The sequence below is a fragment of the Streptomyces europaeiscabiei genome (assembly GCF_036346855.1).
GTDB lineage: Bacteria > Actinomycetota > Actinomycetes > Streptomycetales > Streptomycetaceae > Streptomyces > Streptomyces europaeiscabiei.
Window position 1 is genome coordinate 4,097,647 of the sequence record NZ_CP107841.1, and the last position, 13,449, is coordinate 4,111,095.

Consider the following 13,449-nt stretch of genomic DNA (forward strand, 5'->3'; position numbering starts at 1 on the left):
CGCCGAGGCGGAAATCACCCCTCAGATATCGACAAATCCCCAACCCTGGCGACGAGACACCATCAACCGCACCACGCGGGCTGCCAAGGCCGTGGGTGACTGCGCCCCTTCAGGGGCGCGGGGAAGAGCCCGACCGCCTCCACCGGCCCGCAGCGGCTCACAACCGCCGCCGAGACCGAAGCAGGCCGGGGCCAGGGTCCAGGCCGCGGGGTCAGGGGCCAGGCCGGGGTCAGGAGCCAGCGCCGGGGTCATTGCCCGGGGCTCGACCCCCGGGCCCGCGTCACTGGCCCGTGCCGTTGTCCAGCTCGCGGAACCACTTGGCCGCCTCGCCAGCCCAGTCGGTGAGCTGGCCCCACCAGCTCTGGCCGGTGCCGATCCACCCCTGGAGGGGTGTGAACTCCCAGATCAGCCAGCCTCCGACGAAGAAGAGGACGATCATGAAGAAGCAGCCCTTGAGGCAGCCGAGGCCCGGGATGCGCATCGGGTTGGCGCTGCGCCGACGCGGCTCGCGCGGCGGCCGGGGCTCGCGCTGGGGCCGCGGCGCGGGCTGCTGGGGTTGCGGCGCCGGCGCGTGCCGCTGCGGCTGCGGCTGCCGACGCTGAGGCTGCGGCGGCGGGGGCGCGGGGGCGTACGGCTGTTGCTGCTGCGGGTGGCCGTACCCGGGGCCGGGGCCGCCCTGAGACCCGCGCTGCTGCCGGCGCGGCGGCTGCTGCGGGGGGCGCTGGGGCTGCTGGGGTTGCTGCTGCGGAGGCTGCTGCTGACGGTTGGCCTGCCGCTGGGGGCGGCGGCGCAGCGGGTCCTCGCTGGGGTCGAGGTACTGGACCTGGGTCTGCTCGTTGCGGTCGCGGGCCGCGCGGAGCTGGTTCTGCCAGGGGTGCGGCTGCTCGGGCTGCTGGCCCCCCGGGTCGTGCGGCGGCACCGGCGGCATGACGGAGGTCGGGTCGGCGCCGGAGGTGTGCGGGAGCACGGTCGTGGGGTCGCCCGAGCCCGCCGGGCCCGAGGTGTGCGGGAGCACGCTGGTCGCACCGTTCGGGTCGTACGCGCCCGCGCCGTGCGGCAGCACCTGCGTCGCGTCGGCCGAGCCGAACGGGTCCGGGGCCGCGCCCGGGACCTGCGCCGGGGCGGGGTCGGGGGCGAGAATGTGGCCCACGCCGTCGGCGGCGGCGATCTGCATGGAGTTCGCGTGCACGCCGACGCCCTCGGCGACGATGCGGAGCGCGCGGGCGAGGTTGACGGCGCTGGGCCTCTCGCGCGGGTTCTTGCGCAGGCAGCGTTCGATGACCGTCCACAGCGGGTCGGGGACGGTGGACGGGCGGCGCGGCTCGGCGCTGAGGTGCTGGTGCAGCACTTCGAGCGCGGACTGGCCGTTGAACGGGGGGCGCCCGGTGACCAGTTCGTACATCAGGATGCCGGCGCCGTAGATGTCGACGGCGGAGGTCTGCGGCTGGCCCTCGGCGGACTCGGGGGCGACGTACGCGGGCGTGCCGACGAACTCACTGGTCCGGGTCAGGCCCGGGGAGTCGGCGAGGCGGGCGATGCCGAAGTCGGTCAGCATCGGGTGCATCTGGCCGCCGTCCTGCTTGAGCAGCACGTTGGCGGGCTTCAGGTCGCGGTGGACGACGCCGTCGGCGTGGCTGACGGCGAGCGCGTCGGCGACCTGGGCGGTGAGCAGGGCCGCGCCGACGGGCGTGAAGGGGCCGTTCTCCCGGAGGTACCGGTGCAGGTCGGGGCCCTCGATCAGGTCCATGACGAGCGCCAGCAGATCGCCCTCGACGACGAGGTCCCGCACCCGCACGATGTTGGGGTGGGTGAGCCGGAGCAGCACGGAGCGCTCCCGCAGGAACCGCATCACGATGTCCGCGTCGCTCGCGAGCTCTTCCTTGAGAACCTTGATCGCCACGGTCTCGCCGGGGTGGCCGGGCACGGCCGCCTCGGCCCCCGCGGTCTCCCGCTGGCGGGCGCGCCAGACAGTGCCTGTGGCGCCGCGTCCAATGGGCTCCTCAAGGAGGTACTTGCTCCCTACCGGCCGCACGTCATGCGCTCCCTGCTGCTTGCTTGCCTGGTCACGCCCTGGAGTCCCGCGGACGTTCCGACCCACTGTAGTGCGGCCGTCCTCGGTACCGGGCTGTCGTCTTCCTGACTCTTCCCGCCTGTATTGCTGTGACTTGTTCCGACTTGCTGTGTGCTGCCTGTCGGTGTCCGTGTCCGCGAGTACGTACGGGTACCCGTGTGCGTTCGATGGAAAGACGCTCACCCGTGGGTGGTTGGTTGCCCGGCACGGACGTGGGCGGTTCCGGATACGGACGTACGCGGTTGTCGATACGGACGTACGCCGTTCCCGATACGGACGTGACCGATCTCAAGTGATCAACTAGCGGCCACTGGTCAGGCACTTTTGGGGGCAGAGCCGACCAATCAAGATCACTTGGCGGTGGGCGGCGGGCGTGTTGTCCGTGGCAGGTGCGAGGATGCCTCCAGTACTGGCCGACGTGCCCGTGAGCGGTGGGGGAAGTCTGCGGTGGGGACCGCGCAGTCTCGTCCTCGCCGTCGCGGGTGCCCGCGCGGAAGGGATCGCTGACGGCGATGCAGATCCGGCTGACCGTCGTAGACCCGCTGGGACCGATCTCGGAGCCGCGAGGACGTGCCACGGCCTGCGACGTGCTGGTCACGGCGCCCGCCGGGACGGCGCTGGCCGCCGTGGCCTCGGGCCTCGCCTCCGCCGTCGGCGAGGGCGGTGCGGAGCGACTGGAGCGCAGCCGGGAGGTGGGCGGCGGGCAGGTCGTGCTGTACGCCGGTGCCGAGCGCCTCGACGCCCAGCGCTGCACCCTGGGCGAGCCACCCCTCATCGACGGCGCCGTGCTCTCCCTGGGCGCCCCCTCCGAGTCGGGCCCCGAGGTCGACGAAGCCGCCGCGCAGCTGCACGTCGTGGCCGGCCCCGACGCCGGCGGTGTCCATCTGCTGCACGGCGGCAAGATCCACATCGGCCGCTCCGCCGACGCCGACGTCCCCCTCGACGACCCGGACGTCTCCCGCCTCCACTGCGCGGTCACCCTCTCCGCCGACGGCCGCGTCTGCGTCGTCGACCTCGGCTCCACCAACGGCACCACCCTCGACGGCACCCGTGTGGGCGACCGCCCGGTCCGCCTCGCTCCGGGCGCCCTCCTCCGCATCGGCGAGTCCGCCCTCCGCCTGGCCTCGTCGTCGGGGGCACGGGGGATAGCGACGGCACCCGACGGGGAGGGCCACATCCGGGTGACGGCCGCGGTGCGGACGCCGGGAGGCGCCGGCTCCGGTTCGGCGGGCAGGGGTTCAGGGGCCGAGAGCGGCTCCGGCGGGGTGACGCGTTCGGCCGCGGGCGGACCCGGGGCCGACGATCCGGGGCACGGTCGCGCCGAGCGGCGGACCGTGCCGGGGCAGGGCGGCGTGCCCGGGATCGAGCGGACGGCGGGAGGCCCGGGGTCCGCCACGGACGCCCCGGGGCGGGCGACCGCCTCCGGTACCGGTCAGAGCGCCGTGCACGAGGGGGCGGCGTACGCGGGCGGGGCACAGGCCCATGGCCGCGTCGGCGACGGCCGCGATGCCCGCGGCAGCCATGAGCCCCGCGAGGCCGAGGATTCCCGCGGGTCCGGCGGGCCGGGGCTGCCCACCGGAGCCGGTGGGCCGGGCGGCGCCGGTGAGTCCGGTGCTCCCCACGGCCCCGGTGGTTCCGAGGGACTCGATGGTTCCGACGGCCCCGGGGGCTCCGGGGGCGCTCGTGGCGCGGGCGATTCCCGAGACGTCGACGGGCCCGTCGAGTCCGGTACGCGCAAGGGCACTCCCCTGCGGGGCACGGATGTACCACGCGGGTTGCGTAAGCGGGGCGGGTTCGGGGCCTGGGCTCGGCGGCTGACCGGGGGACGGGGGCAGGCGGGGGCCGAGTACGACCCGTACGAGTACGACGCGGAGTACGACGAGGCCGAGCGCGGGGCGATGGCCTCGGTGCTCCCGGCCGGCGGGGAGCGGCTGCCGGAGACATGGCCGGATCCCGCCGCGCTGCTGCTCACCGCGCTCGGGCCGGGCGCCCGGCTGTGGGAGCGGGGACCGGGCCACCCGGAGGCGCTGACCGTGCGGCTGGGTACGACGGACCGGGCGGCGCCGGACGGATCGGGACTGTTGCCGGCGGTGCCGGTGACCACCGGGCTGCGTGAGGTCGGCGCGCTGGGGCTGGCCGGGCCGCACCCCCGGCTGATGGGGGTGACCCGCGCGGTCGTGGCGCAGCTCGCCGCCCTGCACTCCCCCGACGCCCTGGAACTGGTCCTGATCAGCGCGGACCGCTCCCGCTCCGCCGAGGAACGCACCGCCGACTGGTCCTGGCTCGGCTGGCTCCCCCATCTCCGCCCCGCCCACGGCCAGGACTGCCGCCTTCTCCTCGCCTACGACCGCGAGCAGACGACGGCCCGTCTGGACGAGCTGCTCCGCCGCGTGGAGGACCACGCGGCGGACACGGCGGGACACGCACCCGGGAGCACGGCGGGCGCGGGCGACGGTCGTACGGCGGGCGCAGGGGCCAGGAGCCACCGGTCCGGGGAGACCGGGGGCCGCACGGCCGGGTGTACGCCAGAGGCCGGGGCCGGAGCTGGATCCGGAGCTGGATCCGGAGGCCTCGCGGGCCATGGGGTCGATCGCGGTGGGGCGGTGCACGGGACGGCCGAGGGCGGCTCCGCCCGGCGGGCCGCGCGTCGACCGTCGTGGGCCAGGGAGGACGGACCGGCGGGAGGTGGCTTCGCGGGGCCGTACACGGTGGTGATCGTGGACGGGGACCCCGGGGGCGCCGATGTGCGGGAGGCCGTGGTGCGGCTGGCGCAGGAGGGGCCCCTCGCCGGGATCCATGTCGTGTGCCTCGCCGAGACGGAGTCCGCGTCACCCGCCTCACCGGTGACGGAGACGTACTCGGCGGCCTGCGAGGTCTCGCCCGCGTTCCGCGCGTGCGGGGCCGTCGCCCTGCTCAGCGGTGACGTCGCCACGGCGCTGCGACTGCTGCGCGTCGCCTCCACCGGGTACGGCACGGGAACCCTTTCCGGGGCATCGGGTCCGGCCGGCTCCGGCCGTGCGGGGACCATGCGCCCCGCGTCCTCCGCCGACCACGCGCGCGGTACGGACGCCGACGCCGTGTCGAGCCGCCCCCGCCCCGACCACTCCGGCCGTTCCGAGGCCGCCCGCGGCTCCGCCCAGGCGGACCCCGCCTCGGTGAGCCGTACCCACACCCACATCGACCTCGGGGGGAACACGTTCTCCGGTGCCGACGAACGGACGCATCCCGGCACCCAGGACATCACCTCGTTCGACCCGGACGAGGCACCCGGACTGTTGAACCACGGCACGGTGGCCACGCTGGACGCCGTGTCGGTGGCATGGGCGGAGCGGTTCGCGCGGGCGCTGGCACCGTTGCGGACGGACGGGGCGGCCGGGGACCGGCAGGCGCGGGTGTCGGCGCCGCTGCCGCAGTCGGCACGGCTGCTGGACGAGCTGGGGCTGGCGCGGGCCACACCGGCGTCGCTGATGGCCCGGTGGGCGGACGCCGCCGACGACACGGCGGCGCTCGGCGGGCGGGCCTGGGCCGTGCTCGGCGCGGGGCCGCGCGGGCCGGTCTCCGTGGACCTCGTCGCCGAGGGCCCCCATCTGCTGATCGAGGGGCCGGTCGGCAGCGGTCGTACGGAGCTGCTGCGGTCCGTCGCCGCGTCGCTCGCCGCCGCCGAGCGGCCCGACCGGCTGGGCATCGCCCTCGTGGACGGGCGGGACGGCGGTGCCGGTGGCGCCGCCGGTGCCGGTGGCGGCCGGGCCGGGGAGGGGCTGGGGGTCTGTACGGACCTGCCCCATGTCGGTACGCATCTCACGGCCAACGACCCTGTCCGGATGCGGGAGTTCGCGCAGTCCCTGATCACCGAGCTGAAGCGTCGGTACGAGTTGCTGGGCGGGCTCGGGTTCGTGGAGTGGCACACACGGCGTGAGGTCTCGGGGCGTATCGTCCCGCAGCGTTCGGCGAAGTCCGGGACGGCGACGCCCGGCGTTCCGGGGGCGAAGTCCTCGGGGCCGGGGGCCTCCCAGGCGGTATCGGCCGGGGCCGCCGACCTCGACTCGTCCTCCAGCTCCACACTTCGACTGCGGCCGGCGGCGAGCCGCAGGAACACCGACCAGGACGGCAGGGGAGCCGCGGGGAACCCCGCCTCGGAACTCCCCCGGCTCGTCGTCGTCGTCGACGACCTCGACGCCCTGCTGTCACCCCCCTTGGGTTCCACGGGGCGGCCGGCGGCGGGGTCCGTCGTACGGGCGCTGGAGGCGGTGGCCCGGGAGGGCGAGCGTCTCGGTGTGCATCTCGTCGCCACGACCGCCGTCGGTGGGCGTGCGGGCGAGAGTGAGCTGGGGCGTGCGGCGGGCGGACGCGTCGTCCTGAGCGCGCCGATGCCGGGGCCGGACGAACCCGTCCCCGGCCGGGGGGAGTTGCTGGGCGAGGGGGGCCGCACGACCGCGTTTCAGGCGGGCCGTGTCACGGGCCGCATCCCGCGCACCGCGACCCTCCGCCCGACCGTCGTACCGCTCGACTGGGCGCGGATGGGCGACCCGCCGGCGCGGCGCCCCGTCCGGGAGTTGGGGAACGGCCCCACTGATCTGGCGCTGCTGGCCAGCGCGTTGGACCGCGCGGCGCGGGAGGTCTCGGCGGCGGACGTACCGTCCCTGCTGTAGAGGCACCTGGCGCCGGGCCGGAAGTGAAAGGCGCTTGCCTGCGCCGACAGGGGCCGCAGGCTCCTGAAGGGGCGCGGGGAACTGCGCGAGCAACCACCGTAGGCGGGAAGCCGCCAACGACGAAGCACCCCACGGCGAAGATGTGCCCGGCGCCCCCGCGGTCCCGCGCCCCCGAGGTCCCGCGCCCCCCACATGGTCACGACGCGGTCACGATCGCGACGTTGACACGGCAGGCGCCCTTGCCGCCCCCGAGCACGCGGCGTAGACCAGAGCGCACGGGACAGCGCTCTACGTTCGACGACGCACGGAGAACGGGGTCAGAGATGCGCAACATCCACCGCATTCGTCGCATTGTTCGCACACGCAAGCCCAATCCCCTCGGCAAGCCCACTCATCCCCCCACGTCCAAAGCCCTCGTGGCCCTCGCCGCAGGCGCCCTCGCCCTCTCGCTCACCGCGTGCGGCGGTGACGACAGCGGCGACCAGGGTGACCAGGGCGGCAAGGGCAACGACGGCGGCGGCAGCGAGGCCACCGTGCAACTCCCCAAGCTGGACGGCCAGAAGCTGGAGGTCGCGGCGGTCTTCACGGGCCCGGAGCTGGACAACTTCCAGAAGGTGCTGGACGAGTTCGAGAAGCGCACCGGCGCCTCGGTGACCTTCGTGCCGACCGGCAACAACACGTCCACGTTCCTCGGTACGAAGATCGAGGGCGGCAAGCCGCCGGACGTGGCGTTCCTGCCGCAGGTCGGCGTGTTACACCAGTTCGCCGAGAAGGGCTGGGTGAAACCGCTCGGGAGCGAGGCCCAGGCACAACTGGACAAGAACTTCTCGGACGGCTGGAAGGACCTCGGCGCATACGAGGGCAAGCAGTACGGCGTCTACGCGAAGGCCGCCAACAAATCCCTCGTCTGGTACAACACCGCGGCCTTCGAGGCGGCGGGCATCACCGAAGAGCCCAAGACGTGGGACGAGTTCCTGCAGACCGCGCAGACGCTCTCCGACGCCGGCTCCCCCGCCGTGTCCATCGGCGGCGCCGACGGCTGGACGCTCACCGACTGGTTCGAGAACGTCTATCTCTCGCAGGCGGGCCCGGAGAAGTACGACCAGCTCGCCAAGCACGAGATCAAGTGGACCGACCCCTCCGTCAAGGACGCCCTCACCACGCTCGCCCAGCTGTGGGGCAAGGACGACCTGATCGCGGGCGGGGCGTCCGGCGCGCTGCAGACGGAGTACCCGAAGTCGATCACGCAGACCTTCGGCGGGGACACCCCGGCGGGCATGGTGTTCGAGGGCGACTTCGTGGCCGTCACCATCAACGGTGACACGGACGCCAAGATCGGCACGGACGCCAAGGTCTTCCCGTTCCCGGCGGTAGGGGACGCCTCCCCCGTGGTCACCGGCGGCGACGCGGCCGTGGCGCTGAAGGACGGCAAGGGCGCGCAGGCGCTGCTCACCTTCCTCGCCTCGACCGACGCGGCGGAGATCTGGGCGGCGCAGGGCGGCTTCCTGTCCCCCAACAAGGAGATGGACGAGGCCAGTTACAAGGACGACGCCACCCGGGAGATCGCCAAGGCGCTGCTCGCGGCGGGCGACGACTTCCGCTTCGACATGTCCGACCAGGCCCCGGCGGCGTTCGGCGGCACACAGGGCGTCGGCGAGTGGAAGGACCTGCAGGACTTCCTGAAGAGCCCCGACGACGTGGCCGGTGCCCAGAAACAGCTGGAGACCGACGCGGCGAAGGCCTACGGGAACGGCTGACGGCGACCTCATGCCGTCCGCCGTGACGAAGACGGCGGGAGGCGCCGGCGCGCTGCCGACGCCCCCCGCCGCACCGCGCAAGAGCGTGACGGGCACCCGGCTGTGGGTGGCGGTGCTGTTTCTGCTGCCCGCGCTGGTGCTGCTCGGCGCGCTCGTGGTCTACCCGATCGGGTACTCGGTCTGGCGGAGCCTGTTCGATGCGGACGGCTCCGGCTTCGTCGGCCTCGACAACTACGCGGAGATCTTCTCCGACGACTCCACCCTCGTCGCCGTACGGAACACCGCGATCTGGGTCGCGGTGGCCCCGGCGCTCGTCACCGCGCTCGGGCTGATCTTCGCGGTGCTGACCGAACGGGTGCGCTGGGGAACGGCGTTCAAGCTGATCGTCTTCATGCCGATGGCGATCTCGATGCTCGCCGCGGGCATCATCTTCCGGCTGGTGTACGAGCAGGATCCGAGCCAGGGCGTCGCCAACGCGGTCGTGACGTCCGTGCACGACGTCTTCGCCGACGAGTCCGTGTATCCGAAGGCCCGGCCCAACGCCCAGGTGAGCGATCTACGGGCGTCCGGCGGGGGTTCGTTCACCACGGAGGGGACCGTGCGGGCGGGCAGCCCGGCGCTCCTCCCACTCGTCGGCATCGCGCCCAACCGCCTGCCCGGCGACGCGCAGGACGCCGAGGCGGCCACCGGCGACGGTGTCACCGGCACCGTCTGGCTGGACTTCCGGCTCGGTGGCGGCGGCGAGAAGGGGGCCGTCGACTCGGGTGAGAAGGCGCTGAAGGGCGTCAAGGTCGAGGCGGTGAAGGACGGGAAGGTCGTCGCCACCGCGACCAGCGGCTCCGACGGCACGTTCAGGCTTCCGGAGTCGGCCGACGGGTCTCGACTCAGGCTGCCCGGCTCGAACTTCGCGGCGCCCTACAACGGCATCGACTGGCTCGGCCCGGCCCTCGTCACCCCGGCCGTCATCGGGTCGTACGTCTGGATGTGGGCGGGCTTCGCGATGGTGCTGATCGCGGCGGGCCTGGCCGGCGTCGACCGCAATCTGCTCGAAGCGGCCCGGGTGGACGGGGCGAACGAGTGGCAGGTGTTCCGCCGGGTCACGGTCCCGCTGCTCGCGCCGGTCCTGGTCGTCGTCCTCGTCACGCTGATGATCAACGTGATGAAGGTGTTCGACCTCGTCTACATCATCGCGCCCCAGCCCACCCAGGACGAGGCCAACGTCCTGGCCCTGCAGCTGTACCTGGTGTCGTACGGCGGTGGGGGCGACTTCGGTCTCGGCAGCGCGATCGGTGTGGTCCTGCTGCTGCTCGTGCTGCCGGTGATGTGGGTCAACATCCGGCGCCTCAGGAAGGAGCGCCAGCGGTGACCGCTCTCGAAACCCCCGCGCCCGCGCCGAAGACTCCGGCGCGCGAGGCGCCCGCACGCGCCGAACGCTCCGTCGCCGCCCGGCTCGCGAGCGGCGCGGCGGGCGGCGTGCTGCGCGTGTTCCTGTTGCTGGTGGCCCTGTTCTGGCTGGTGCCGACCTTCGGGCTGCTGGTCTCGTCGTTCCGCGACCCGACCGACATCTCCGCCTCCGGGTGGTGGAAGGTGTTCACGGCTCCGGCCCAACTCACCACCAACAGCTACGAGTCGCTGCTCGAGAACGACGGCATCACGGACGCCCTGTTCAACACCATCTGGATCACGGTGCCGGCGACGCTGCTGGTCGTCCTGATCGGCGCGATGGCCGGATACGCCTTCGCCTGGCTGGACTTCAAGGGCCGCGACTGGTGGTTCATGGCCGTGGTGGGGCTGCTGGTGGTACCGGTACAGGTGGCGCTGATCCCGCTGTCCGGGCTCTTCCGGGACCTCGGGATCTTCGGCGACATCATCGGCGTCGTCCTCTTCCACGTCGGCTTCGGACTGCCGTTCGCGATCTTCCTGTTGCGCAACTTCTTCGCGGAGATCCCGCGTGAGCTGCTGGAGGCGGCACGGCTGGACGGGGCGGGCGAGGTGCGGCTGTTCGCGACGGTCGTACTGCCGCTGGCCGCCCCGGCGTTGGCGTCCCTCGGGATCTTCCAGTTCCTGTGGGTGTGGAACGACATGCTGGTCGCGCTGGTCTTCTCCAGCTCCGGCTCCCAGCCGCTGACCGTCGCACTCCAGCAGCAGGTACGGCAGTTCGGCAGCAACATCGAGGTCCTGGCGCCGGGGGCGTTCATCTCGATGGTGATCCCGCTGGCCGTGTTCTTCGCGTTCCAGCGGCAGTTCGTGTCGGGGGTGATGGCGGGTGCGGTGAAGTAGCGGCAAGGGCGCCCAATGACTCGGGAGTTGGGCGTGCGGTGGCGGGTGCGGGTGCGTGGGGGCTGGTCGTGCAGTTCCCCGCGCCCCTGAGAGCAGGGGCTGCGCCCCGTGCTTTTCAGGGGGCCCACCGGCCCGCCGTCTTCCAGGCCCGCAGGGCCTGGTCTTTCAGGGGCGCGGGGAACTAAGCGAGAAGCCCCACCGGACCCGCACCCGCCCGACACCCCCAGCCTCCGAGCTACCAGGCGCCCCCTGCCCGGCGGAGCCCCTCCGCGTGAACAAACCCCGCACGCCCACGAGTTCACGCCTGTGCGCCCCCAAGCCCCGCGGATATCCCCCGTATGGAATACACCGCGTAACCAAATCATCCCATCGGCCGTTTCCGGGCAGTATGCCCGCGCCGACCCATGGATGTCCTCCTTGCCCAGGTTCAGTGTCATCGTTCCCGCGTACAAGGTTCAGGCGTACCTGCGCGAATGCCTGGATTCCGTGCTGTCCCAGTCCTTCACCGACCTCGAACTGATCGTCGTCGACGACGCCTCCCCCGACAACTGCGGCGCGATCGCCGACGAGACCGCGGCCCGCGACCCCCGGGTACGGCGCACCGTGCGCCTGTGGGAGAACGCGGGCCCGGGTGCCGCCCGCAACAAGGGGATGGAGTACGCGAGGGGGGACTACCTTCTCTTCCTCGACGGCGACGACACGTTCACGCCGGGCGCACTCCAGGCGATCGCCGACCGCGTCAAGGAGACCGGCGAACCGGACGTCCTCGTCCACGACTTCGCTCGTATCTCCTGGTCGGGCGAGTCCGTCCGCAACGAACACGCCCTCCGACTCACCGAGCAGGGCCCCGCCCCCTTCCGTCTGGACGAGCGTCCGGGCCTGCTGAGCGTCCGCCCGGCGGTGTGGAACAAGGCGTACAAACGGGAGTTCGTCGAGGACCACGACTTCCGGTTCCCGCCGGGCATCTACGAGGACACGGCCTGGACGTACCCCGTCCTGATGGCCGCCGATTCCGTCGCCACCCTCGACCGGGTCTGTGTCCACCACCGCCGGCGCCACCACGGCAGCCTGCTCGGGACGACCACACGCGGTCACTTCGACGTGTTCGAGCAGTACGACCGGGTGTTCGCGTACGTCGACGAGCGGCCGGAGCTGGCGCAGTGGCGTCCGGTGCTGTTCCGGCACATGGTCGACCACCTCACCTCCGTGTTCTCCCAGCGCCACCGGCTGCCGCGCGAGGCGCGCACCGAGTTCCTGCGCACGGTCCGCGCGCACTGCGCCCGCTACCGCACTCCGGGCGCCCCCGTCCGCGCCCGCGCCCGGCTCCGGTACGCGCTCCTGCGGATCGGCAGCAGGCACGTCTACCGCGCGCTGTGGGCCGGGGCGCGGCTGGGCCGGGGTGCCGGACGCCTGGCAAGGGGCCTGGCCGGGCTCTTCCGCGCGGCCGGACTGCGCCTTCACTACCGCGTCCAGCGCCTCCTCCCGCTGCGTGCCGACCGGGCGGTGTTCGCCGCGTACGACGGCCGGGGCTACGCCTGCAGCCCGGCCGCGCTGGAGAACGCGTTCCGTACGTACGTCCCCGGGATGCGCACCTCGTGGGTCGCTCGTCCGGAGTACCACCACACGCTCCCGGTGGCGACCCGGCGGGTGCTCCCCGGCTCGATGGCGTACTGGACGGCGCTCGCCCGCTCCAAGTACCTGGTCAACAACGTGGACTTCGACCGACGGCTGGTCAAGCGGGCCGGTCAGGTGCTGCTGCAGACCCAGCACGGCACCCCGCTCAAGCGCATGGGTCTCGATCTCCAGGACCGGCCGGCGGCCGCGCGTGGCACGGACTTCGCCGCCGCGCTGCGCGGCAGCGACCAGTGGGACTACGTGCTGTCCGGGAACCGGCACTCCACGCTCGTCTGGGAGCGCGTCCACCCGTCCGCGTACACGACCCTCGAATACGGCACCCCACGCAACGACGTCTTCCTGAGGGCCAATTCGACGGACGTGGCCCGGGTGCGCGAACACCTCGGTATCCCCGAGGGCGCGGTCGCCGTCCTGTACGCCCCCACACACCGCGACTACCGCCTCTCGCAGCGCGCCCATCTGGACCTGGAGCGGGTGCTGCGCAAGCTCGGGCCGCGTTTCGTGGTCCTCGCCCGCGCCCACCACGCGTACGACTCCCCGCTGACGGACCTGGCGCACGGCCGCCTCCTGGACGTCACCGGTTATCCGAGCGTGGAGAACCTGTGCCTCGCCTCGGACGCCCTGGTCACCGACTACTCCTCCCTGATGTTCGACTACGCCAACCTCGACCGGCCGATCGTGATCCACGCCGAGGACTGGGAGGCGTACGAGGCGGCCCGGGGTACGTACTTCGATCTGCGCTCCTTCCCGCCGGGCGCGGTCGCACGCAGCGAGGACGAGCTGATCGACATCTTCGCCACGGGGCACTGGCGTGGCTCGCGGTCGGCGCAGCTGCGGGCCGCGTTCCGTGACCGTTTCTGTCCGTACGACGACGGACGGGCGGCGGAGCGGGTGGTGCGGCGGGTCGTGCTGGGCGACACCTCCGCGCCCGGCTTCGTACCGCCGGCCGACCGCCACCCGGTCCCGTCGGCCGCGGCGGCGCGCCCGTCGTCCCCGCTGGCCACCGTGCCGGGGCCCGACCTGGGCAACCTTCCGTCGGCGTAGCGGCCTTTTCCCT

At 73.1% G+C, this 13,449-nt stretch carries 6 protein-coding genes; 5 read left to right on the top strand and 1 reads right to left on the bottom strand.

The window, feature by feature from the left end:
• Positions 1 to 280 precede the first annotated feature (280 nt).
• Positions 281 to 2,032: a serine/threonine-protein kinase gene (locus tag OG858_RS17755; protein WP_327743944.1), complete on the bottom strand. Its 1,752-nt coding sequence runs from the start codon at positions 2,030 to 2,032 to the stop codon at positions 281 to 283.
• A gap of 551 nt (positions 2,033 to 2,583) precedes the next feature.
• On the opposite strand from OG858_RS17755, the gene OG858_RS17760 reads away from it, so the two are divergent.
• From OG858_RS17760 to OG858_RS17780, 5 genes are all read left to right on the top strand, one after another.
• Positions 2,584 to 6,720, top strand: a complete 4,137-nt coding sequence (locus tag OG858_RS17760) for an FHA domain-containing protein (protein WP_327724160.1) — start codon at positions 2,584 to 2,586, stop codon at positions 6,718 to 6,720.
• 323 nt (positions 6,721 to 7,043) lie between these two features.
• A complete protein-coding gene (locus OG858_RS17765; protein WP_319064996.1) occupies positions 7,044 to 8,477 on the top strand; it encodes an ABC transporter substrate-binding protein in 1,434 nt (477 codons plus the stop codon).
• 10 nt (positions 8,478 to 8,487) lie between these two features.
• On the top strand, positions 8,488 to 9,843 hold the full coding sequence (locus OG858_RS17770; protein ID WP_373420914.1) for a carbohydrate ABC transporter permease: 1,356 nt from the start codon (positions 8,488 to 8,490) through the stop codon (positions 9,841 to 9,843).
• Complete coding sequence (locus OG858_RS17775) at positions 9,840 to 10,757, top strand: carbohydrate ABC transporter permease (RefSeq protein WP_086753009.1); 918 nt, start codon at positions 9,840 to 9,842, stop codon at positions 10,755 to 10,757. Before OG858_RS17770 ends, OG858_RS17775 begins: the two co-directional genes overlap by 4 nt.
• 408 nt (positions 10,758 to 11,165) lie before the next feature.
• Positions 11,166 to 13,436, top strand: a complete 2,271-nt coding sequence (locus OG858_RS17780) for a bifunctional glycosyltransferase/CDP-glycerol:glycerophosphate glycerophosphotransferase (RefSeq protein ID WP_327724162.1) — start codon at positions 11,166 to 11,168, stop codon at positions 13,434 to 13,436.
• Positions 13,437 to 13,449 lie beyond the last annotated feature (13 nt).

Coding starts and splice junctions, on each gene's coding strand:
- OG858_RS17760 (WP_327724160.1), top strand. CDS start 2,584: ATGCAGATCCGGCTGACCGTCGTAGACCCGCTGGGACCGATCTCGGAG.
- OG858_RS17765 (WP_319064996.1), top strand. CDS start 7,044: ATGCGCAACATCCACCGCATTCGTCGCATTGTTCGCACACGCAAGCCC.
- OG858_RS17770 (WP_373420914.1), top strand. CDS start 8,488: ATGCCGTCCGCCGTGACGAAGACGGCGGGAGGCGCCGGCGCGCTGCCG.
- OG858_RS17780 (WP_327724162.1), top strand. CDS start 11,166: ATGTCCTCCTTGCCCAGGTTCAGTGTCATCGTTCCCGCGTACAAGGTT.